21 protein-coding genes are annotated in these 21,490 nt (G+C 67.8%); 11 read left to right on the plus strand and 10 right to left on the minus strand.

Annotation, left to right across the window (positions count from 1 at the left end; translation table 11 throughout):
* Window positions 1-34 precede the first annotated feature (34 nt).
* The 6 genes from A7G45_RS22625 (at window position 35) to A7G45_RS22645 (ending at window position 4,379) form a co-directional block, all read left to right on the plus strand.
* The gene (locus tag A7G45_RS22625; RefSeq protein ID WP_043394180.1) at window positions 35-229 is read left to right on the plus strand and encodes a hypothetical protein; all 195 of its coding nucleotides are present in this window, start codon (window positions 35-37) and stop codon (window positions 227-229) included.
* Window positions 230-350: 121 nt separating this feature from the next.
* Window positions 351-443 carry an Ms4533A family Cys-rich leader peptide gene (locus tag A7G45_RS32755; RefSeq protein ID WP_353651654.1) on the plus strand — a complete coding sequence of 31 codons (93 nt, stop codon included), beginning with the start codon at window positions 351-353 and terminating at the stop codon, window positions 441-443.
* A gap of 121 nt (window positions 444-564) precedes the next feature.
* Window positions 565-1,605, plus strand: a complete 1,041-nt coding sequence (locus tag A7G45_RS22630; RefSeq protein ID WP_043394179.1) for a sulfate ABC transporter substrate-binding protein — start codon at window positions 565-567, stop codon at window positions 1,603-1,605.
* Window positions 1,602-2,486 carry a sulfate ABC transporter permease subunit CysT gene (gene cysT, locus A7G45_RS22635; RefSeq protein ID WP_043394177.1) on the plus strand — a complete coding sequence of 295 codons (885 nt, stop codon included), beginning with the start codon at window positions 1,602-1,604 and terminating at the stop codon, window positions 2,484-2,486. Before A7G45_RS22630 ends, cysT begins: the two co-directional genes overlap by 4 nt.
* The gene (cysW, locus tag A7G45_RS22640) at window positions 2,483-3,295 is read left to right on the plus strand and encodes a sulfate ABC transporter permease subunit CysW (RefSeq protein ID WP_043394175.1); all 813 of its coding nucleotides are present in this window, start codon (window positions 2,483-2,485) and stop codon (window positions 3,293-3,295) included. The genes cysT and cysW overlap by 4 nt, the downstream gene beginning before the upstream one ends.
* A gap of 22 nt (window positions 3,296-3,317) precedes the next feature.
* A complete protein-coding gene (locus A7G45_RS22645) occupies window positions 3,318-4,379 on the plus strand; it encodes a sulfate/molybdate ABC transporter ATP-binding protein (protein WP_043394173.1) in 1,062 nt (353 codons plus the stop codon).
* 170 nt (window positions 4,380-4,549) lie between these two features.
* Here the strand turns inward: A7G45_RS22645 and epsC are convergent, their stop codons facing one another.
* From epsC to A7G45_RS32760, 7 genes are all read right to left on the minus strand, one after another.
* A complete protein-coding gene (epsC, locus tag A7G45_RS22650) occupies window positions 4,550-5,134 on the minus strand; it encodes a serine O-acetyltransferase EpsC (RefSeq protein WP_260940389.1) in 585 nt (194 codons plus the stop codon).
* A gap of 32 nt (window positions 5,135-5,166) precedes the next feature.
* The gene (gene cysK, locus A7G45_RS22655; protein WP_260940390.1) at window positions 5,167-6,102 is read right to left on the minus strand and encodes a cysteine synthase A; all 936 of its coding nucleotides are present in this window, start codon (window positions 6,100-6,102) and stop codon (window positions 5,167-5,169) included.
* A gap of 219 nt (window positions 6,103-6,321) precedes the next feature.
* The gene (locus A7G45_RS22660) at window positions 6,322-8,238 is read right to left on the minus strand and encodes a potassium transporter Kup (RefSeq protein ID WP_260940391.1); all 1,917 of its coding nucleotides are present in this window, start codon (window positions 8,236-8,238) and stop codon (window positions 6,322-6,324) included.
* 301 nt (window positions 8,239-8,539) lie between these two features.
* A complete protein-coding gene (locus tag A7G45_RS22665) occupies window positions 8,540-9,241 on the minus strand; it encodes a sirohydrochlorin chelatase (RefSeq protein ID WP_260940392.1) in 702 nt (233 codons plus the stop codon).
* An 8-nt stretch (window positions 9,242-9,249) separates the two neighbouring features.
* Window positions 9,250-9,951 carry a phosphoadenylyl-sulfate reductase gene (locus tag A7G45_RS22670; RefSeq protein ID WP_260940393.1) on the minus strand — a complete coding sequence of 234 codons (702 nt, stop codon included), beginning with the start codon at window positions 9,949-9,951 and terminating at the stop codon, window positions 9,250-9,252.
* An 8-nt stretch (window positions 9,952-9,959) separates the two neighbouring features.
* Entirely contained in the window at window positions 9,960-11,624 is a 1,665-nt protein-coding gene (locus A7G45_RS22675; RefSeq protein WP_260940394.1) for a nitrite/sulfite reductase, read from the minus strand.
* A 123-nt stretch (window positions 11,625-11,747) separates the two neighbouring features.
* Window positions 11,748-11,900, minus strand: a complete 153-nt coding sequence (locus A7G45_RS32760; RefSeq protein WP_407667542.1) for an Ms4527A family Cys-rich leader peptide — start codon at window positions 11,898-11,900, stop codon at window positions 11,748-11,750.
* A gap of 42 nt (window positions 11,901-11,942) precedes the next feature.
* On the opposite strand from A7G45_RS32760, the gene hemW reads away from it, so the two are divergent.
* The 4 genes from hemW (at window position 11,943) to A7G45_RS22695 (ending at window position 18,136) form a co-directional block, all read left to right on the plus strand.
* Window positions 11,943-13,085 (plus strand): radical SAM family heme chaperone HemW, encoded by a 1,143-nt coding sequence (hemW, locus tag A7G45_RS22680; RefSeq protein WP_260940395.1) that lies wholly within the window; start codon window positions 11,943-11,945, stop codon window positions 13,083-13,085.
* A 96-nt stretch (window positions 13,086-13,181) separates the two neighbouring features.
* Window positions 13,182-14,984: an ABC transporter ATP-binding protein gene (locus A7G45_RS22685; RefSeq protein WP_260940396.1), complete on the plus strand. Its 1,803-nt coding sequence runs from the start codon at window positions 13,182-13,184 to the stop codon at window positions 14,982-14,984.
* Window positions 14,985-14,986: 2 nt separating this feature from the next.
* A complete protein-coding gene (locus A7G45_RS22690; protein ID WP_260940492.1) occupies window positions 14,987-16,741 on the plus strand; it encodes an ABC transporter ATP-binding protein in 1,755 nt (584 codons plus the stop codon).
* Between the two features lie 42 nt (window positions 16,742-16,783).
* On the plus strand, window positions 16,784-18,136 hold the full coding sequence (locus A7G45_RS22695; protein ID WP_377042185.1) for a salicylate synthase: 1,353 nt from the start codon (window positions 16,784-16,786) through the stop codon (window positions 18,134-18,136).
* Window position 18,137: 1 nt separating this feature from the next.
* Here the strand turns inward: A7G45_RS22695 and A7G45_RS22700 are convergent, their stop codons facing one another.
* Window positions 18,138-18,629 carry a MarR family winged helix-turn-helix transcriptional regulator gene (locus A7G45_RS22700; protein ID WP_260940398.1) on the minus strand — a complete coding sequence of 164 codons (492 nt, stop codon included), beginning with the start codon at window positions 18,627-18,629 and terminating at the stop codon, window positions 18,138-18,140.
* Between the two features lie 90 nt (window positions 18,630-18,719).
* Between A7G45_RS22700 and A7G45_RS22705 the strand changes: the two genes are divergently transcribed.
* Window positions 18,720-19,430: a VldE C-terminal domain-containing protein gene (locus tag A7G45_RS22705; protein WP_260940399.1), complete on the plus strand. Its 711-nt coding sequence runs from the start codon at window positions 18,720-18,722 to the stop codon at window positions 19,428-19,430.
* Here A7G45_RS22705 and A7G45_RS22710 read toward each other — a convergent pair.
* Complete coding sequence (locus A7G45_RS22710; protein ID WP_260940400.1) at window positions 19,371-20,753, minus strand: acyltransferase family protein; 1,383 nt, start codon at window positions 20,751-20,753, stop codon at window positions 19,371-19,373. The genes A7G45_RS22705 and A7G45_RS22710 overlap by 60 nt on opposite strands.
* Before the next feature lie 43 nt (window positions 20,754-20,796).
* Window positions 20,797-21,459, minus strand: coding sequence for a VC0807 family protein (locus tag A7G45_RS22715; RefSeq protein ID WP_308204152.1), 663 nt, complete (start codon window positions 21,457-21,459; stop codon window positions 20,797-20,799).
* Window positions 21,460-21,490 lie beyond the last annotated feature (31 nt).

Raw genomic sequence — 21,490 nt, forward strand, 5'->3', positions numbered from 1 at the left:
GATTCGAAAGGGCCCACACCGTAGGCTGGAATCGATGAACGGCTTTCTGAATTGGTGGGACGGCGTGGAGCTGTGGCTGTCCGGCCTGTCGTTCGTGTTGCAGACGATCATCGTGATGCCGGTGGTGCTGGCGCTCGCATATGGCCTGGCAGTGCTGCTCGACGTGGCCCTGGCCTATGCGACCACGCTGCTGCACCGGGCCCGCCACGTCGAGGAGGAAGCGCTGTGAACGGACTGCCTCAGTCACGGGTGACGTTGATCCTGGTGCTGCTGGTGGTGCTGGTCATTGTCATGTGGCTGTTGACTCGCTGAGCAGTAGCTATCAGGCAACCTCTGATATTCTTCCGGCCATGTACGCAGCGTCCGGCACTACCGAGGGCCACATCCTGGCGCTCATTGCCGTGGGTACCCGCGCTGTTGCTGACGTCGCCTGTTGTCGCTGACCCGTTTCCGTCCGCGGTTACTGGGGTCGGCGCCGGCTTTAGGTATGCCCACGTGCTGATTTCACCTCCTTGCCGTGTGACGGAGTAGTTCATCCGTAAACCCGCAAGGAAGGTCCATCACATGCACAAGATCATCAAGAACTGGCGGCCGGCCACCGCTGTCGCAGCCGTTGTGGCCAGCACCACGGTGCTCGCCGCCTGCGGTGGCGGAGCGAGTGACGTCGCCGGTGGTGGCGGTGCACAGTCGGGTACGGACACCACCCTGACCCTGGTGGCCTACGCCGTGCCGGAGCCCGGATGGAGCAAGGTCATCCCGGCCTTCGCCGCCACCCCCGAAGGCAAGGGCGTCGCGGTGACGACGTCGTACGGCGCTTCCGGTGACCAGTCCCGCAAGGTCGAGTCGGGAGCTCCCGCCGACATCGTCAACTTCTCGGTGGAACCGGACGTCACGCGCCTGGTGAAGGCCGGCAAGGTTTCCAAGGACTGGAACGCCGATGCCACGAAGGGCATCCCGTTCGGTTCCGTGGTCTCGCTGGTCGTGCGCAAGGGCAACCCCAAGGGCATCAAGGACTGGGACGACCTGCTCAAGCCGGGCATCGAGGTCGTCACCCCGAGCCCGCTGAGCTCGGGTTCGGCCAAGTGGAACCTGCTGGCGCCGTACGCGGCGAAGAGCAACGGCGGCAAGGACGCCCAGGCCGGCATCGACTTCGTGCGGCAGTTGGTCGTCGAGCACGTCAAGACCCGTCCGGGTTCGGGCCGGGAAGCCACCGACCTGTTCCTGCACGGCACCGGTGACGTCCTGATCAGCTACGAGAACGAGGCGATCAACGTCGAGCGTCAGGGCAAGGACGTCGAGCACGTCAACCCCGCGCAGACGTTCAAGATCGAGAACCCGGTGGCGGTCGTGACCTCCGGCCCCCACCAGGACAAGGCCAACGCGCTGAAGAACTTCCTCTACACCGCAGAGGGACAGAAGGCGTGGGCGCAGGCCGGATTCCGCCCCGTCGATCCCGCCGTCGCGGCAGAATTCGCGAAGGACTTCCCGACCCCGGAGAAGTTGTGGACCATCGCTGACCTCGGTGGATGGAAGACCGTCGATCCGGCGTTGTTCGACAAGGAGAACGGCAGCATCACCAAGATCTACAAGCAGGCCACTGGATGACACCCACCACCACGTTCGACGGCGTCCCGGCCCGGCCCGAGTCCACCAGCAATGGTGGTTCGGCCGGGCCGGGTCCCGGCGTGAGGAACGCGTTCGGCACCACGTCGTTGCGGGTCGGAGCGGCGAGCATCTGGCTGTCCGTCATCGTGCTGCTGCCGCTGGCCGCGATCCTGGTGCAGTCGGCCCGCGGCGGTTGGGGTTACTTCTGGACCGCGGTCACGTCGAACTCGGCCGTGGCATCGTTTCGGGTGACGCTCGAGGTCTCGGCGGCCGTCGCGCTCATCAACCTGGTCTTCGGCCTGTTGGTGGCGTGGGTGCTGACCCGGGACGACTTCGTCGGCAAGCGGTTGGTGGACGCGGTCATCGACCTGCCGTTCGCGCTGCCGACCATCGTGGCCAGCCTCGTGATGCTGGCGCTCTACGGTCCGGCCAGCCCGGTCAACTTGCATCTGCAGCACACGAAGTGGGGCATCGGGGTGGCGCTGCTGTTCGTCACGCTGCCGTTCGTGGTGCGGTCGGTGCAGCCGGTGCTGCTCGAACTGGACCGGGAGACCGAAGAGGCGGCCGCATCGCTCGGCGCCAACAACTTCGTGATCTTCACCAAGGTGGTCCTGCCGGCGCTGCTGCCGTCGCTGCTGTCGGGGGCCGGCCTGGCCTTCTCCCGCGCGATCGGCGAATTCGGCTCGGTGGTGCTGATCGGCGGCGCGGTACCCGGTGAGACCGAGGTGTCGTCGCAGTGGATCCGCACCCTGATCGAGAACGACGACCGCACCGGTGCGGCCGCGATCTCGATTGTGCTGCTGGTGATTTCGTTCGTGGTGCTGTTCGTGTTGCGGGTCATCGGATCGCGGGCAGCCAAGCGTGAGGAGCTGGCCGCATGACACTCTCTCCGGTGGTGCGCTACCTCGCCCGCTACCTGGCGCTGGCTTACATCACGGTGCTCGTCATTGTGCCCGTCGGCCTGATCCTGTGGCGGACGTTCCAGCCCGGCCTGGGTGAGTTCTTCACCCAGATCACCACGCCGGCAGCCGTTTCCGCGCTGCAACTGTCGCTGCTGGTCGTCGCCATCGTGGTGCCGCTCAACGTGCTGTTCGGGGTGCCGACCGCATTGGTGTTGGCCCGCAACCGGTTCCGCGGCAAGAGCGTGCTGCAGGCCGTGATCGACCTGCCGTTCGCGGTGTCGCCCGTCGTCGTCGGTGTGGCCTTGATCCTGTTGTGGGGGTCGGCCGGACTGCTCGGCTTCGTCGAGAACAGCTGGGGTCTCAAGATCATCTTCGGCTTCCCCGGCATCGTGCTGGCGAGCATCTTCGTGACGGTGCCGTTCGTGATCCGCGAGGTCGAACCGGTGCTGCATGAGCTGGGCACCGACCAGGAAGAGGCGGCCTCCACCCTCGGTGCGCAGTGGTGGCAGACGTTCTGGCGGATCACGCTGCCGTCCATCCGCTGGGGCCTGACGTACGGCATCGTGCTGACCGTCGCCCGCACGCTCGGGGAGTACGGCGCCGTCATCATGGTGTCCTCCAACCTGCCCGGCACATCCCAGACCCTCACCCTGCTGGTGTCCGACCGGTACAGCCGCGGCGCCGAATACGGCGCGTACGCCATGTCGACACTGCTGATGGCAGTCGCGGTGATCGTGCTGATCGTGCAGGTAATCCTCGACGCCCGGCGTGTCCGGGCGGCACAATAGCTTTCGATAGGAAGAACCGATCATGAGTGACGAGCAGAAGCAGGGCAGCCCTCCCGCCATCACGGTGCGCGGTGCCAACAAGCGCTACGGCGACTTCGCGGCCCTCGACAACGTCGACTTCGACGTGCCCGAGGGATCGCTCACCGCGCTGCTCGGCCCCAGTGGGTCGGGCAAGTCCACGCTGTTGCGGGCCATCGCCGGGCTCGACACCCCGGACACCGGCACCATCACCATCAAGGGCAACGACGTCACCGGCGTGCCGCCGCAGCGGCGCGGCATCGGGTTCGTCTTCCAGCACTACGCGGCGTTCAAGCACCTCACCGTCCGCGAGAACGTCGCGTTCGGTTTGAAGATCCGCAAGAAGCCCAAGGCGGAAATCAAGGAGAAGGTCGACAGCCTGCTGGAGGTGGTGGGTCTGAGCGGTTTCCAGACGCGCTACCCGAGCCAGCTCTCCGGTGGTCAGCGTCAGCGCATGGCGTTGGCTCGGGCCTTGGCGGTCGACCCCCAGGTGCTGCTGCTCGACGAGCCCTTCGGCGCCCTCGACGCCAAGGTGCGCGACGACCTGCGCACCTGGCTGCGCCGTCTGCATGATGAGGTGCACGTGACCACCGTGCTGGTCACCCACGATCAGGCCGAGGCGCTCGACGTCGCCGATCGGATCGCCGTGCTGAACAGGGGCCGCATCGAGCAGGTCGGTTCGCCGACCGAGGTCTACGACAGCCCGGCCAACCCGTTCGTCATGTCGTTCCTCGGTGCGGTGTCGACGCTCAACGGCACGCTGGTGCGTCCGCACGACATCCGCGTGGGCCGGAACCCCGACATGGCCATTTCGCTGGCCGACGGCGATGTGGCGGCCACCGGAGTGCTCCGGGCCAAGGTCGACCGCGTTGTCGTGCTCGGCTTCGAGGTTCGCGTCGAGCTGACGACCGCGGCGGACCACACGCCGTTCACCGCGCAGATCACCCGCGGCGACGCCGAAGCGCTGCGGCTCCTCGAGGGCGACACCGTGTACGTCCGCGCTACCCGCATCCCCCCGATCGCGGGACAGACGCAAGAAGTCGAGGCGGTCCTCGCTCGGGCGTGATCCCCAGGGTTTGCACCGCGACCGTGCAACCAGGCTGACAGATCTGCGGATCCGAGGTTCTGGTTGCACGGTCGCGGTGCTTTTGCGTTGACCCTGTAATCAGGGCGCAAGAGTGCGGGTGGCGTTGACCCTGACTACAGGGTCAACGCCACTCGGCCGTGCGAAGAGCGTCAGATGTACATCGCGGGGTCGATGTAGGTCGTCGGGTCGACGGCGGGCTCGCGCTGCTTCTCGGTGCGGGGACGCACGATCGCCGGAATGCCGGTCGCGATGGAGTCCGCCGGAACATCGTGTGTGACAACGGCATTCGCGCCGATGGCGGAGTCGTCGCCGACGAGGATGGGGCCGAGCACCTTGGCGCCGGCGCCGACGGTCACCCGGTTGCCGATGGTGGGGTGGCGCTTGCCCTTGTTGAGGCTGCGGCCGCCCAGCGTGACGCCGTGGTAGAGCATCACGTCGTCGCCGATTTCGGTGGTCTCGCCGATCACCACGCCCATGCCGTGGTCGATGAAGAAGCGCCGTCCGATGGTCGCGCCCGGGTGAATCTCGATACCCGTGAAGAACCGCGTCGCCTGAGCCAGCAGGCGCGCAGGCCCGCGCCAGCCCGGCCTGGCCCATAATTGGTGGGCCAGTCGGTGCGACCAGATGGCATGCAGGCCGGAGTACACCAGGGCGTTCTCAAGGTCTCCGCGCCCTGCCGGGTCGTGGCTGCGTGCGTTGTCCAGGTCCTCGCGGAGGCGAGAGAACAGCGTCATCCCTATCTAATTCCTGTCGCTTCGCTCGCCGGTCAGTCCCGGATGTGCTCGTACAGCGCCGTGGAGACGTACCGCTCGCCGAAGTCGGGGACGATCACCACAATGAGCTTGCCGGCGTTCTCGGGGCGCTTGGCCAGCTGCAGCGCCGCCCACACGTTGGCGCCCGCCGAGATGCCGCCCAGGATGCCCTCATCGGTGCCCAGCGCGCGCGCCACCTCGATGGCGTCCGGGAACGCGACGTCGATGATCTCGTCGTACACGGAGCGGTCCAGGATTTCGGGAACGAAGTTGGCGCCGAGGCCCTGAATCTTGTGCGGTCCGGCCTGGCCGCCGGTGAGGATGGGGGAGTCGATGGGTTCGACGCCGACGATCTTCACGTCCGGCTTGCGGGCCTTGAGGACGTGCCCGACGCCGGTGAGGGTGCCGCCGGTGCCGATGCCGGCGACGAAGATGTCGACCTCACCGTCGGTGTCGGCCCATACTTCTTCGGCCGTGGTCTTTTCGTGGATGGCGGGGTTGGCCGGGTTGGCGAACTGATCGGCCGCGACGGAGTTCGGGGTCTCGGCGAGAATCTGCTTGGCCCGCGCCACGGCGCCTGCCATGCCCTCGGCGCCCGGCGTCAGCACGATCTCGGCGCCGTACGCGCGCAACATCACTCGTCGTTCGAGGGACATGGTCTCGGGCATGGTCAGGATGACCTTGTAGCCGCGGGCGGCGCCGACGAGGGCCAGGGCGATGCCGGTGTTGCCGCTTGTGGCCTCCACGATGGTGCCGCCGGGCTTGAGCTCACCGGACTGCTCCGCGGCGTCGACGATCGCCACGCCGATGCGGTCCTTCACGCTGTTGGCGGGGTTGTAGAACTCGAGCTTTGCGACGACCTGAGCACCAGCGCCCTCGGTCAACCGGTTGAGCCGGACCAGTGGGGTGCGCCCGACCAATTCGGTGACATTGGCGTAGATCTTGCCCATCGACAACCTCTCGTCATACGCAAGCTCACCGCGTGGGTGGCTCGCAGCGGACCTGCTGGTGAAATTGTGGGTGCCCACGCGGCACCGTGGTGCCACGCACGACCGTCACGCCGCGAAGTGCACCTGCCGAATCTGCTGAATCGCAGGTGCTCCGTCAAGGGTTTCGATCATCACAAAATCTATCTGCTTGGGACAACGCGTGCCCCACGGGTGGGTATTTCACACCTCGATGCGCGAGCCCAGGATCACAGTGCGGTCGGGCGGCAGCTGGAAATAGGCCGCGGCGTCGGACGTGATGTACGACGTACCGATGAAAAGCCTTGTCCGCCACGGGGCCATCGACGGCTCCTTGCCCATCACCAGGTCGACCTTCGACAGGAAGTAGGTGGCGCCGGAGAGGTCCAGCGGCCCCTCTGTGTGGGCAGAATCGACGAGCGCCAGGGCGGCCGGCACGTTGGGCCGGTCCATGTAGCCGTAGGTGGCGGTGACGTGGATGATGCCGTCGTCGCTGTAGCCCAGATCGTCGACCGACAATCGGTCGGCGTCGGCGATGCGCGGCACCGTCGTCGTCGTCAGAGACAGCACCACGACGTGCTCGTGCAGCATCCGGTTGTACTTGACGTTGGCGCGCATGGCCAGCGGCGCGGTCTCGACGCCGCGGTTGAGGAACACCGCGGTGCCTGGGACCCGGGTCAGCGGCGGCTCGCTGGAGACGATCTCGTCGACGAACGGGCGCAGCGGCCCTTCGACCTGATCGCGGGCGCGGGTGACCACCTTGCGTCCCGCCTGCCAGGTCGTCATCACGGTGAACGTCGCCAGGCCGATCAGCAGCGGCAGCCAGGCGCCGTGCACCAGCTTCGTCATGTTCGCGGCCAGGAACAGCAGATCCACGGTGAGGAGGGTGGCGCCGAGGCCGATCACCTGCCACAGCGGCCAGTTCCATCGGGCCCGGGCGACCGCCAGGAACAAGATGGTGGTGATGGTGATGGTCCCCGTGACGGCCATACCGAACGCGTAGGCCAGCGCCGCCGAGCTGCGGAAGGCGAACACCAGGGTCAGCACCGCGACCATCAGAATGGTGTTGATCCAGGGCACGTAGATCTGGCCCATGGTCGACGCCGACGTATGCAGGATCCGCAGCCGTGGCAGGTATCCGAGGTGCGCGGCCTGGGCGGCGACGGAGAAGGCTCCGGTGATCACCGCCTGCGACGCGATCACGGTCGCTGCCGTCGCCAGCAGCACCATCGGCAGTCGGCCCCAGTCGGGCGTCAGCAGGAAGAACGGGGCGTCGTGGACCGACGGATTCTGCAGCAGCAGCGCGCCCTGACCGAAGTAGCTCAGCGTGCAGGCCGGAAACACCAGCAGCAGCCAGGCCAGCGTGATCGGCTTGCGGCCGAAATGGCCCATGTCGGCATAGAGGGCCTCGGCACCGGTCACCGACAGCACGATGGCGGCGAGGGCGAAGAACGCGATGTGGAAGTGCCCGGCCATGAAGCCCAGTGCGTACATCGGGTTCAGTGCGCGCAGGATTTCGGGCTCCCTGCTGATGCCCATGACGCCGCAGGCGCCGATCGCGCCGAACCACAGGATCATCACGGGGCCGAAGAGCCGGCCGACCGCCGCGGTGCCGTGCCGCTGCACGCTGAACAACACGGCGATGATGACGGCGGTGATCGGCACCACCCAGTCGGCGAGACCGGGGTCGATGGTTTTCGCGCCCTCGACGGCGGACAGCACCGAAATGGCCGGGGTGATCATCGAGTCACCGAAAAACAGTGCGGCGCCGAGGATTCCAAGACTGGCCAGAATGCCCGCGGTGCGCTTGCCGAGCTTGTCCGACGACCGCTTCACCAGAGTGATCAGCGCCATGACGCCGCCCTCGCCGTCGTTGTTGGCGCGCATCACCAGGCTGACGTAGGTGATGGTGACGATCAGCATCACCGACCAGAAGATCACCGAGACCACGCCGTAGATGTGGTCGCGACTGATCGGCACGGGATGCGGGTCGCCCGGATCGAACACCGTCTGCATCGTGTAGATCGGGCTGGTGCCGATGTCACCGAAGACGACGCCCAGCGCGCTGACGGCCAGGCCGGCGCCCAGCCCTTTCCGACCGGTGTCGGGGTGTGTGCCCACGCGCGGTGTCTCCTTCGTCCGGATCGTTGGTCGACGGTCCGGATCGTAGGCGACGTGGGCAGGGTGCGTGCTCAGGTTCGAATCGCGGGCGCCTGCGGGTTGCGCCGGTTGGCGCGTCGGCACAGCAGCAGGACCGATGCCGGCAGCGCCAGCATCGACAGCAGTTGCAGCAGGTCAGACATCAGCGGTCCCAGATATTCGCATGAGCCCGAGTCAACCGGCGCCATCGCTGCGGTGCGGCGATCTATACGCAATCCATACGGCGAGAGTCCCGGTCTTGCCGGGATTCAGCCGGCTTGGGTTACGCGGCGCGGCGAGCGGCCGCAACGTCGTCGAAGCGGTCCAGCACGGTTTCGGCGACGAGCCGGTGCGAGCCCAGCGGCTGCGCCATCGGAATCCGGTGCGCTGCGGCGAATTCGGCGACCCGGTCGGTGATGGTGCCGTGGGCCAGGAACCAGGGCGCGATGACCAGACGCGTCGCACCCTGGGCCAGCAACAACTCGGTGGCCTCGGCCAGGTTGGCCTGCGGGCCGGTGGCGAACGCCGTCGTGGCCTGCCAGTGGGTGCCCGCAACCAGGCCGGTGGCCACTGTGGCGGTGCGGGCATTGGCGGCGGCCGACGACGACCCGACGGCCGTCACCAGGACACCGACGCTCGCGTCCAGCCGGGACACCCCGCAGTGGGTGAGCCGTTGGCTCAGCACGTGAATCAGCCGGTCGTCCTCACCGAGCACGCCGGCCTGCAGGACCGCCGGATTGGCGTCGGCGATCATCTCGGGAATGTCGATGCGGGCGTGATAGGCGTCGGCCAACAGCAACGGCACCACGACACCGCCGGCGGGGGAGTCGGCCAGTGCCTCCCGCAGATTCGGCGAATTCTGTTCGCAGAACGCCACTTTGACGTCGACGTCGCGCCGCAAGGCGGCCACTGTACGGGCCACCTCGCGGGCGTTCGCCGCGGACCGCGGATCGGCACTGCCGTGCGCGGTGAGGATCAGTTGCACAGGCTGCCTCAGGATGCGTGCAGACCGCATTCGGTCTTGGCCAGACCGGCCCAGCGACCGCTGCGAGGATCAGCACCCTCGACCGGCTTCTGGGTGCACGGTGCGCAGCCGATGGACGGATAGCCCTCGTCCACAAGCGGATTCACCAGGATGCCGTTGGCTTCGATGTATTCCTGCATCTGCTCATCGCTCCACGCGGCGATCGGGTTGATCTTCACCAGACCGAACGCCTCGTCGAAACTGATCAGCGGCGCGTTGGCGCGCGTCGGCGCCTCGACCCGGCGGATGCCCGTCACCCACGCCGTGTAGCCCTTGAGGGCCTTGGACAGCGGCTGGACCTTACGCAGGCTGCAGCAGCGGGCGGCGTCAGTGGCAAACAGGTCCTTGCCCACGAGCTGGTCCTGCTCGGCGACCGTCTGCTCGGGGGTCACGTTCACGACGTTCACGCCGTACACGGCCTCGACCGCGTCACGGGTGCCGATGGTCTCGGCGAAGTGGTAACCGGTGTCCAGGAACAGGACGTCGACGCCGGGGTGGACCTTCGCGGCCATCTCGACCAGTACGGCGTCCTGCATATTGGAGGCGACGACGTAGTGGCCGGAGAAATTCTCCTCGACCCAGCGCAGCAGTTCCTCGGCACTGGCGTCGGCCAGTTCCGCGGCCCCGCGCTCCGCCAATTCCCTTAAGTCGGTTTCCGATACGTCCGTCATGTCAGCGGTCACCTCAAGTCAGCTTCGTCGGCCCGAATGGCCCACTGGGCAAAACGCTCTCCGGCCTCGCGTTGTTTCACGAAGTTGCGCACGACACGGTCGATGTAGTCGCCCAGCTCGGTGGCCAGCACCTTGTGCTGGCGCAGCTTGCGTCCGAAACCGCTGTCCAGGCCCAGGCTGCCGCCCAGGTGCACCTGGAAACCTTCCTCGGGGCCGTTGCCCTCGTCGATCATCTGGCCCTTGAAGCCGATGTCCGCGATCTGGATGCGGGCGCACGAGTTCGGGCAGCCGTTGAGGTTGATGGTGACCGGCACGTCCAGCTGGGCGTTGAGGTCGACGAGCCGCTGCTCGAGCTCGGGCACCAGCGACTGGGCCCGCACCCGGGTCTCGGCGAACGACAGCTTGCAGTACTCGATGCCGCTGCAGGCCATCAGGTTCTTGCGCCAGTGCGACGGCCGCGCCTGCAGACCCAGCGCCTCCAGCCCGGCCACCAGTTCCTCGACCTTGTCGTCCGCGACATCGAGGATGACCAGCTTCTGGTACGGGGTCAGGCGAATCCGGTCGGAACCGGCGGCCGCGGCCAGGTCGGCGACCTTGGTCAGGATGGTGCCCGAGGAGCGGCCGGCGATGGCCGCGACGCCGACGGCGTTGAGGCCGTTCTTGAGCTTCTGCACGCCGACGTGGTCGATGGTGTGCGGGACCTGCTCCGGCGCCGGGCCGTCGATGAGCTTGCGCCCGAGGTATTCGGTCTCGAGAACTTCCCGGAACTTCTCCGCGCCCCAGTCCTTGACCAGGAACTTCAGCCGGGCCTTCGACCGCAGGCGGCGGTAGCCGTAGTCGCGGAAGACCTTGGTGATGCCCTCCCAGACGTCGGGCACCTCGGCCAGCGGCACCCACGCGCCGAGGCGCTGGGCCAGCATCGGGTTGGTGGACAGGCCACCGCCGACCCAGACGTCCAGGCCGGGGCCGTGCTCGGGGTGGTTGACGCCGATGAAGGCGATGTCGTTGATCTCGTGGGCGACGTCCTGCAGACCCGAGATGGCGGTCTTGTACTTACGCGGCAGGTTCGAGAACTCCGGGTTGCCGACGTAGCGGCGCACGATCTCGTCGACGGCCCAGCTCGGGTCGAGCACCTCGGTGAGGGACTCACCGGACAGCGGGCCACCGAGCACCACGCGCGGGCAGTCGCCGCACGCCTCGGTGGTCTGCAGGCCGACCGATTCGAGGCGACGCCAGATCTCCGGCACATCCTCGACCCGGATCCAGTGGTACTGGATGTTCTCGCGGTCGGTGATGTCGGCGCTGTCGCGGGCGAACTCGGTCGAGATCTCACCGATGGTCCGCAGCGCGGCGCTGGTCAGGGCGCCGCCATCGCAGCGCACCCGCATCATGAAGTAGGGCGCCTCCAGCATGTCGGCGTTGTCGTCGCCGGTGAAGGTGCCGTCATAACCCTGCTCGCGCTGGGTGTACAGGCCCATCCAGCGGTAGCGGCCGCGGAGATCGTCCTTGCTGATCGACTCGAAGCCCTGCTTGGAATGGACGTCGATGATGCGCTGCCGCACATTGAGGGCGTCGTCCTCCAGCTTGAACACCTCGTTGGGGTTCAGCGGCTCGCGATTGCCCAGCGCCCACTGGCCTTCGTCGCGGGTCTTGGCGGGTTTTGCTGTTGTCACTGGGTGGTTTCCTTCGCGCAAGAGCAGGCGTTGGATCACGCGTTCGCCGGGGGCTGTCCGGCACTGCCGATCCTGTGCCGGCTGAAAGATTCTGTGGTCAGAACTAGGGCATCGAGGCAGGCATCAAGGCAGACAGCAACAGCTGCATACACGCTTGAAGTCGACATGCCGCCGCATTACCAATGCGGAACCGAGGGCGCGGTTGAGGCTGGCGGACACCCCGTCATTCTGCCACGAACAGGACATTCGGCCTAACCGGGCCAGGTTCGGAATCATCGCGAGCAAAAGTTCGCCACCTGCGATGGGACACTGGTTCACATGAGTGATGCCGACGCCAGCCGTCTCGGGCCGTTCGGCATCTATATCCACGTGCCGTTCTGCGCGACCCGGTGCGGGTACTGCGACTTCAACACCTATACCGCCAGTGAGCTGGGGGGAGCCAGTCCCGAGGGCTGGCTGACCGCGCTGCGCACCGAGCTGTCGATGGCCGGTGCCCAGGTCGATCTGCCGGTCGACACGGTGTTCGTCGGCGGCGGTACCCCGTCCCTGCTCGGCGGCTCCGGGCTGCGGGCGGTGCTCGACGCGGTCCGGGACAATTTCCGCCTGAATCCCGATGCCGAGGTGACCACCGAGTCCAATCCGGAGTCGACGTCACCCGAGTTCTTCACCGAGCTCCTCGACGCGGGCTACACCCGGGTGTCCCTGGGTATGCAGTCGACGGCGCCGCACGTCTTGGCGGCACTCGATCGGACCCACTCGGCCGGCCGGGCGCCCGCGGCGGCGCGGGAGGCGCTGGCGGCCGGGTTCGAGCACGTCAACCTCGATCTCATCTACGGCACGCCGGGGGAGTCCGACGACGACCTGCGCCGATCCGCGGACGCCGCGATCGAGGTCGGCGTCGACCATGTGTCGGCGTACGCGCTCATCGTGGAGGACGGCACTGCCCTGGCCCGACGGGTCCGGCGCGGCGAGCTCCCCGCGCCCGACGACGACGTGCTGGCGGCCCGCTACGAGCTGCTCGACGCACACCTGAGCCGGGCCGGGCTGGACTGGTATGAGGTGTCGAACTGGAGCCGCCCGGGCGGCGAGTGCCGGCACAATCTGGGTTACTGGGACGGCGGCCAGTGGTGGGGTGCCGGACCCGGCGCGCACGGGTATGTGGGGGCCCGTCGGTGGTGGAATGTCAAGCACCCCAACGCTTATGCCGAGGCGCTGGCCGAGGGCAGGCTACCGGTCGCGGACTTCGAGGAATTGGACGACGCCACCCGGCACGTCGAGGACGTGATGTTGCGGTTGCGGCTGCGCTCCGGTTTGCCGGTTGCCGTGCTCACCCCCGCGGAGCGGGACCGGGCACAGGAGGCGGTGGCCGACGGTCTGGTGGCGGTCACCGACGACCGTCTGGTGCTGACCGACCCGGGTCGGTTGTTGGCCGACGCCGTGGTGCGCACCGTCCTGGACTGAACCGGACTGAACTGAACGAGCAGGCGGGTACTCACACCCCGCAGCCAGTCGCTATGGTTAGGCAAACCTTAGTCTTCGGGTGGAGTGGGTATTCGTATGACCAACGCAGAACCGTCGCCGCGTGAGCAGCTCAAACAGGCCAAGCTCGTGGCGGCGCAGGACCGCGTGGCGCTCAAAGAACTGCTGGCTCCGGTGCGCGGCCGCACCGCACTGGCGCAGTTGCTGCAGCTGATCGCCGCAGCGGCGACAGTGGTGCCGTTCATCGGCATCGTCGAGTTGGGCCGGTATCTGCTGGCCGGTGGCCCGATCGACGCGGCACGGGTGTGGACCATCGTCGCGGTCCTGATCGGTGGCGGCCTGGCGGTGCGCACGCTGGCCGGCGGTCTGGCGCTGACCCTCACGCATCACGCCGATGTCCAGTTGCAGGGCGAGCTTCGTCGTCGATTGGTGACCACGCTCGGACGGCTGCCGCTGGGCTGGTTCGGCGCGACGTCCTCCGGCGAGGTGCGCAAAGCGGTGCAGCACGATGTCGGTGAACTGCACCACCTGGTGGCCCATGCCGCGGTCGAGAAGACGGGCGCGCTGGCCACGCCGGTGTTCGGCCTGGCGTACTGCTCGTACCTGGACTGGCGGCTGGGGCTGCTGGCCATCGGCACCATTCCGATCTACCTCGTGGTCTACGGCGTCCTGATGCGCGGCGCGATGGCCCGGATGGGGCAGATGAACGAGGGCATCGCGCAGATCAGCGCGACCATCGTCGAGTTCATCGCCGGCGTCTCCGTCGTCAAGACCTTCGGCGAAACCGGCAAGGCGCACAAGCGATTTGCCGACGCCGCCGACGAATTCAACGACGGCTTCGCCGGTTTCGTCGGGCCCATGGTGCGGCTGCGCGCGGTGTCGTCGGTGTTCGTCGAGGCGCCGGTGGTGCTGCTGGTGAACCTGGCCGGCGGCCTGTGGTTCATCCGCAACGGTTGGGTGACGCCCATCGAGGTGCTGGGCTCCACGCTGGTTGCGGTCACCATCCCGACCGCGGTGCTGGCCGTCGGATACTCCGCCGCCGCGAGCCGCCAGGCGGTGGCCGCGGCCGGCCGGCTGACGGCGCTGCTGACCGCCCCCGAGTTGCCGATCGCCCAGAACCCGCAAGTGCCGCAAGGCAATTCGGTCAGCTTTTCCGGCGTCGACTTCTCGTATGATGGCACCAACACTGTGCTGCACGACATCTCGCTGGACCTGCCTGCCGGCAGCATCACGGCGCTGGTCGGCCCGTCCGGCAGCGGCAAGTCCACGCTCGCGACGCTCGTGCCGCGCTTCCACGACGCCACCGCCGGTGAGGTGCGCATCGGCGGTGTGGACGTCCGCCAGATCGACCCCGCGGTGCTGTACCGGCACGTCGGATTCGTCCTGCAGGACGTGCAACTGCTCGGCATGAGCGTGGCCGACAACATCCGGCTGGGCCGCTCCGGCGCCGACGACGAGGAAGTGCGGCAGGCCGCGCGTGCCGCGCACATTGACGACCGGATCATCGCCCTGCCCAACGGATATGACTCGGTGGTCGGGGAGGACGCGCACTTCTCCGGTGGCGAGGCGCAGCGCATCAGCATCGCCCGCGCATTGCTCGCCGATACCCCGATCCTGGTGCTCGATGAGGCCACGGCCTTCGCGGACCCTGACTCGGAGGCGCAGATCCAGGCGGCGCTGTCGACCTTGATCGAGGGGCGCACGGTGCTGGTGATCGCACACCGGTTGGGGTCGATCGTCGGTGCCGACAACATCGTCGTGCTGGGGGACGGGCGGATCGTCGAGCAGGGCCGGCACGGCGAATTGCTGTCTCGGGAAGGTGTTTTCGCGCGCATGTGGCAGACCTACACGGCGTCCGGCGAGTTGGAGGCATCGCGATGACGATGATCAGTGGGTTCCTGCGGATCCTGGGCGCCGAGCGCGGCCGGATGTACAGCTTCCTGGCCTGGGCCGTCGGTTACGGGCTGCTGCACGGTCTTTCGATGACGCTGCTGGTGCCGATCTCGCTGGCGCTGTTCGACGGCGACTTCGGTGCGGCGGGCCGCTGGTTGGTCGTCCTGGCGGTGGTGGTGCTGCTCAGTGCTGTCGCGCACTACGTGCAGGCGGCGCAGTCGATGCGGATGGCGCTGACCACCATGCGGCTGCTGCACCACCGCCTCGGCGACCACATGGTCACCCTGCCGCTGGGCTGGTTCACCCGGGAACGGGTCGGTCAGGTATCCCAGATCGCGGTCAAGGGCACGACTTTCGTCGGTACGAGTAGTGCGCACCTGGTGACGCCGCTGGTGGTCAACACCACCAGTGCGCTGACCGTGGTGGTCGGCTTGTTCGTCTTCGACTGGCGGATCGGAATCGCCGCACTGGCCGGTGGGGTGGTCCTGATCCTGGCCACCCGGGCCTCGGCCACGTTGATCGCGTCGGCCGAAGCGCGCACCCACGCTGCCGAGATCGAGGTGAACTCCCGCGTCATCGAATTCGCGCGCTGCCAGCCGGTATTGCGGGCGTTCGGGCGGACCGGGGCGGAGTTCGATCCACTGACCGGGGCCCTGGCCGAGCAGGAGCAGGTCGGCAAGCGGGCGCTGTGGGCGTCGGTGGCGGGCATGATGCTGAGCGGCGTCGGCGTGCAGGCGGTGCTGGGCGGGCTGATCACCGTCGGCGTCTGGTTGGCGGTCGGCGGCGAGATCAACCCGGTGACGCTGGTGGCGATCCTCGGCCTGGCGGCGCGGTTCACCTCTCCGCTGTCGGAACTGGCCGAATACGGCTCCGCCATGCGGATGGCCGGTGCCGAACTGGACCGCATCACATCGGTGCTGGATACCCCGGCGCTGCCGGAACCAGCTGCCCCGCAACCGGTTTCAGAGCGCGGTCGGGTTCAGCTGGACCACGTCGGATTCAGCTATCCGGGGCGCCGGGTGCTCGAGGATGTCAGCTTCGTCGCGGCGCCCGGCACCATGACGGCGCTGGTGGGTCCGTCGGGCTCGGGCAAGACGACCATCACCCGGCTGCTGGCGCGGTTCTACGACGTGGACGCCGGCGTGGTCCGGGTCGGTGGCGTCGACGTCCGCGATCAGGGCACCGCGGAGCTGATGGGGCAGCTGTCCCTGGTGTTCCAGGACGTGTACCTGTTCGACGACACCCTGTGGGAGAACGTGCGGATCGGTGCGCCGACCGCAGCTGACGACGACATCCGGGAAGCGGCCCGCACCGCCGGGCTGCAGTCCGTCGTGGACCGCCTGCCGGCCGGCTGGCAAACGCGGGTGGGTGAGGGCGGTTCGGCACTGTCCGGCGGTGAGCGGCAGCGGGTTTCGATCGCGCGCGCTTTGCTGAAAAACGCCCCGGTGGTGCTGTTCGACGAGGCCACCAGCGCACTGGACCCCGAGAACGAACGCCATGTCGCCGCGTCCATCCGCGAATTGGCGGACCGCAGCACCGTCATCGTGATCGCGCACAAACTGTCTACGGTTACCGCCGCCGACAACATCGTCGTGCTGTCCGATCGCGGCACGGTGGACGACAGCGGCACCCATGAGCAGCTCATGGCGCGCGGTGGCCGCTACGCCGATTTCTGGGCGCAGCGGACGTCGGCCAGTGGCTGGACCGTCGCCAAAGCGGCGGCCGAGGCTGATGCTGGGGCGTGAATCACAGGGGCGGGCGGTGTTTTTTTGGTGAGGTTAGGCTAAATTAACTTTGTGACTGCTGAAGCTATAGACGCGGCGTCTGTGACGCGGATTGCTTTGCCCGCCGATGTCTCCCCGGCCGATCTGATCGCGCAACTGGCAGCCGAACTGCCGGAGCGCTCCGGCGCCGACTACGTCGGCTACGAGCATTCGGGTGAGTGGGTGCTGGCCATCGGAGTGCGCACCGCCATCGAACTCGACTGCGACGAATTGCGGATCGTCGACGCCGGCGGCGCAGTCTCCCGCCAGGCGTGGAGCGGCCGGCCCGGCGAGGTGCTCGGCGACGCCGTCGATCGACTGCTGCTGGAGACCGACCGGCTGTTCGGTTGGGTCGCTTTCGAATTCGGCGCGTACCGGTTCGGGCTGCAGCAGCGCCTGCCGGCGGGGACCCCGCTGGCGCGGGTCTTCAGCGCGCGGACTCAGGTGGTCGTCACCGGCGGTGAGGTTTGCGTGCTGGGCGACGTCGACGTCGTGGCCGACACGCTGAATCGTCTGCTGCAGTCGGGGATTCCGGCGGCCGGCGTCACCCGCGCCGTCGATGTGAGTGTTGACGGCAGCGACTACCCGTCGCGGGTTGCCGCGGCCGTCGCCGAGATCGTTGCCGGCGACTACCAGAAGGTGATCCTGTCCCGTCGGTTCGAGGTGCCGTTCGCGGTCGACTTCCCGGCGACGTTCCGCGTGGGCCGGGCGAACAACACCCCGGTGCGGTCATTCCTGTTGCGGCTGGGCGGGATTCGCGCCCTGGGCTTCAGCCCGGAGCTGGTGGCCGCGGTGCGCGCCGACGGCACGGTGATCACCGAACCGCTGGCCGGTACGCGGGCCTTCGGCCGCGGCGCCGACCATGACCGTGCGGCGCGTGCGGATCTGGAATCGAACTCGAAAGAGATTGTCGAGCACGCGATCTCGGTGCGCAGCTCCCAGGAGGAGATCGCCGAGGTGGCCGAGCCCGGCACCACGGTCGTCAGCGACTTCATGACGGTGCGCGAGCGCGGCAGCGTGCAGCACCTGGGCTCGACCGTGTCCGGCCAGCTGTCGGAGCAGATGAACCGGATGCACGCGCTGGAGGCACTCTTCCCGGCGGTGACGGCCTCCGGAATCCCCAAGGCCGAGAGCGTCGACGCCATCATGCGGCTCGACGAGTCGCCGCGTGGGTTGTATTCCGGCGCAGTGGTGATGTTCAGTGCCGACGGCGGCATGGACGCGGCGCTGACGCTGCGCTCGGCCTACGAGGCCGACGGCCAGACCTGGCTGCGGGCCGGCGCCGGAATCATCGCCGAGTCGACTCCGGAACGCGAGTTCGAGGAGACCTGCGAGAAGCTGACGACGCTCGCGCCGTACCTGGTGCCCCGCAGCTGAGCTAGAAGTCCAGGCCGGCCGGGGCGTCGGCGGGCGGTTCGCCGCCGGCTTCGGTGAACGCGTGCAGCGCGCGGACCATGCCAAGGCGCTCGCGGGCCGGCATGACCTCGACGACCCGGGCGATCTCGGCGCGGCGGCGTTTGGTCACGGTGTCCACGACGGCGCGTCCCCTTCTGGTCAGCTCGACGACGATCTCGCGGCGCGAATTCGGGTGTGTGCGCCGGTCGATCAGGCCGGCGGTGACCAGGCGCTCGGCCATCCGGCCGATGGTCGACGGTTGGACGTCGAGTTGACTGGCCAGCGTGGTCAGGTTGGTCGCGCCGCGCGACGACAGGATCACCAGAACCCGCAGTTGGGGGACGGTCAACGTGTCGTCGACGCCCGCGACCGAGCGGGCCGTGATGTCCAGGAGCAGCCGCGATGCGGTGACGAGAGCATCGGCGATGGCGTCGACCGACGGCTCGGCGGTGGTTCTCGGTCGTGCGCTCGCCACGGCTCCTCCTGCTGACGTGTACTGCGAATTTACCAGCGCTGCTAATTCGAAGCCGTTACCAAACGGTGACCTGCAGGGTATGGTGCACCGGTGGACAAGCCCGGATTAGCTACCGAGACGCGCGCACGGCGCCGTTGGTCGGTGGCTCTGGCGGCGCTGGTGATGCCGGCTGCGGCGTTCGTCGCTGCGGGCACTGCGGCCCACACCGGCACCACCGCCACTGAGGTGGACGTCTGCTGCGCGCAGGTGGTCCTGGCCGAGCCCACTGCTTTGCATCCGGGTTCGCTGATCGTCGCCGAGGCGGCCGAGAGTTCGCGCGCCATGGTGCGCAGCATCGCTTTGCCGGTGGGTGTCGCCGCCGAGCGGGGGCTGCAGGTCGACACCATCCTCGCCGAGCGCGCCGTCAGCGCGGCGTTCCCGGAAATCCACACGATGACCGGAGTTCGCCCGGACTCGCTGCGCTGGCATCCCGAAGGCCTGGCGCTGGACGTGATGGTGCCCGACTACGGGTCGTCCGCCGGCAAGGCGCTTGGCGACCGCATCCTGTCGTACGTGCTGGCCAACGCGCGGCGGTTCGATCTGAACCATGTGATCTGGCGGCAGGCGATCTACTACCCGGACGGCACTGCCCATCGGATGCCCGATTACGGCGGTCCCGACGCCAATCACTACACCCACGTGCACATCTCGACCAACGGCGGCGGCTACCCGACTGGCAACGAGGCGTACATCGTCTCCGCGTCAGGGCCGACTCTGGTCAAGAGCGGCGCAGTCAACGCGATCTTCGTCAGCGCGCACTGAGCCGGCCGATCCGCCCGGGGTCACGGGCCGCCGCGTCGCCGATCGTCCTGCACTGATCCGTGCACCGGCGAGGGCAATGGTGAAGAGCGCCAACAGTATCCAGCCCGAGCTGGTGCCCAGCCCGTACTTGGCCATCAGCAGCAGCGCCACGCCGGCGGCGCAGACCAGCACACCTGCCATGGTCGACGGGCTTCCGGTCGCTCGGACCCGGGCATCCCACCACTTCAACGGGTTGTGCTCGAGCGGGGACAACAGCAGGAACATGACCGTCATCACCACCGCGAAGACCAGCGCCCGGATCGCGATGTTGCGCCAGAAGTGCGGGGCCGCAGGGTCGTAGGCGTCCAGGCCCACCGCGTGCAGGCCGAACGTCGAGATCGCGATGGCCGCAATGTGCCACAGGTACAACGTCATCGCCCCGCTGTTACCCACCACGATCAGGTACCAGACGCGGGGACGCTGGGCCCACCGGCGGACCACGGTGGCGCAGGCGATGAACAGCATGGACATCCAGATGCACTGCAGCGCAAGCAAAAGCGTCGGCGGGGTCACGTTCGACATCCGTTCGGTGCCGGTGACGACCAGCGACACGTCGTATGGGCCGTACTTGGCGACCAGCACCTGGACGGCCAGCGTGGCGGCGGCGACCATCAGCGCCGTGCGAGGAGCGACCAGGCGGTGCGCGTAGGCCGCGCCGATGACCATCGGAATCAGCCAGACCACAACCAGATTCGCTGCGCCGGCCTCCAGGGTGTGGGTGCCGATGCGGGCCCAGTCGCCGAGTGCCGCGACCGCCATCAGGGCCGCGACCACCAGCGTGGCAGAGCGGGCCGAGCGCAGCCGGGCCAATGCGGGGACGAACGCCAGCACGATCAGATAGGTACCGAGGAACCAGAGCAGCGCCACCGACTCGTTGCCCAGGGCGGCCGCCGATTCGGCGCCCATGGTGAACCGCACCACGATCAGGGCGACCGTCCAGGCGGCCAGGTACCACAGCGCAGGTCGGCACAACCGTTGCGCCCGGGTGAAAAGCCAGGTGCCCCACGGCGTGCCGTCCTGCCAGCTGTAGATGCCGGCCGCGGCTCCGGCGAAGAAGAACAACGGCATGACCTGAAGCACCCAGGTGGCCGGTTGCAGGCTCGGGACGGCGCCCAAGGTATTGCCGATCTGGACACCGCCTGAAGTGATGGTGGCGAGCAGCATCGTGCAGTGGCCGAACATCACCACCAGCAGCGCACCCAGCCTGGCGACATCGATACTGCGGTCGCGGTCGGGCGCGGTGCTGTCGATCACGGTGCGGAAGTCGGGCAGGAGTCTCGGCATGAGCTGATGATGCCCGAGCGCCGCGCGGCGCGGATGAGTGTGACTACTCAGAACCGGTGGGTATCGCCACCGCCTCGGCGGCAGCGTCGTGCCGTCCGACGAAACGACGAATGCGGGCCACCGCGAACACGATGCAGAGCACCACGAGGGTGGGCCCCGTCGCGACGATGACGAACTGCGAGAGGTCGACGGGATAGTTGAAGATCATGTACAGGGCGAAGACGGGATAGAAGCCGCAGAGGAGCCCGAGTCCGACGCACAGCTGGGTGTGCAACCGGTGCCAGTCCTGGAGGCTCTGCTCGGTCCAGCCGCGTTCGGGCAGGGCCGGCTCGGCAAGAGCGGGGGAGATGACGCCGGTCATCTTTTTCGAGTTCGGCTTGCGCAGCAGCCCGCTGATGGCGAACGACCACACCAGCAGGGACATCGGGACGAGCTCGAGGGCCTGGACGATGCGCGGGTTCTTGGTGGTGAGCGCGATGGTCAGCGAGCACACGGCGCCGACGATCACCACGACGTTCGCGGGCTCGACCTTCCGCTTGCGCACCATGGTCAGCGCGCCCTGCACGGCCGCGGTGATGATCGCCCCGACCAGCGCCAGGTACGGCTCGAAGTCGAACATGCGCAGCACGTAGTACGCGACCAGCGGCGGCACGGTGTTGATCGCCGTGTTCGTGATGTATTCGCGCAGACTCTTGGGTGTGTCCATGCCGGCGTCGGCTTGCTGTGACATTCGGGTT

Source organism: Mycolicibacterium llatzerense, assembly GCF_025331195.1.
Lineage (GTDB): Bacteria > Actinomycetota > Actinomycetes > Mycobacteriales > Mycobacteriaceae > Mycobacterium > Mycobacterium llatzerense.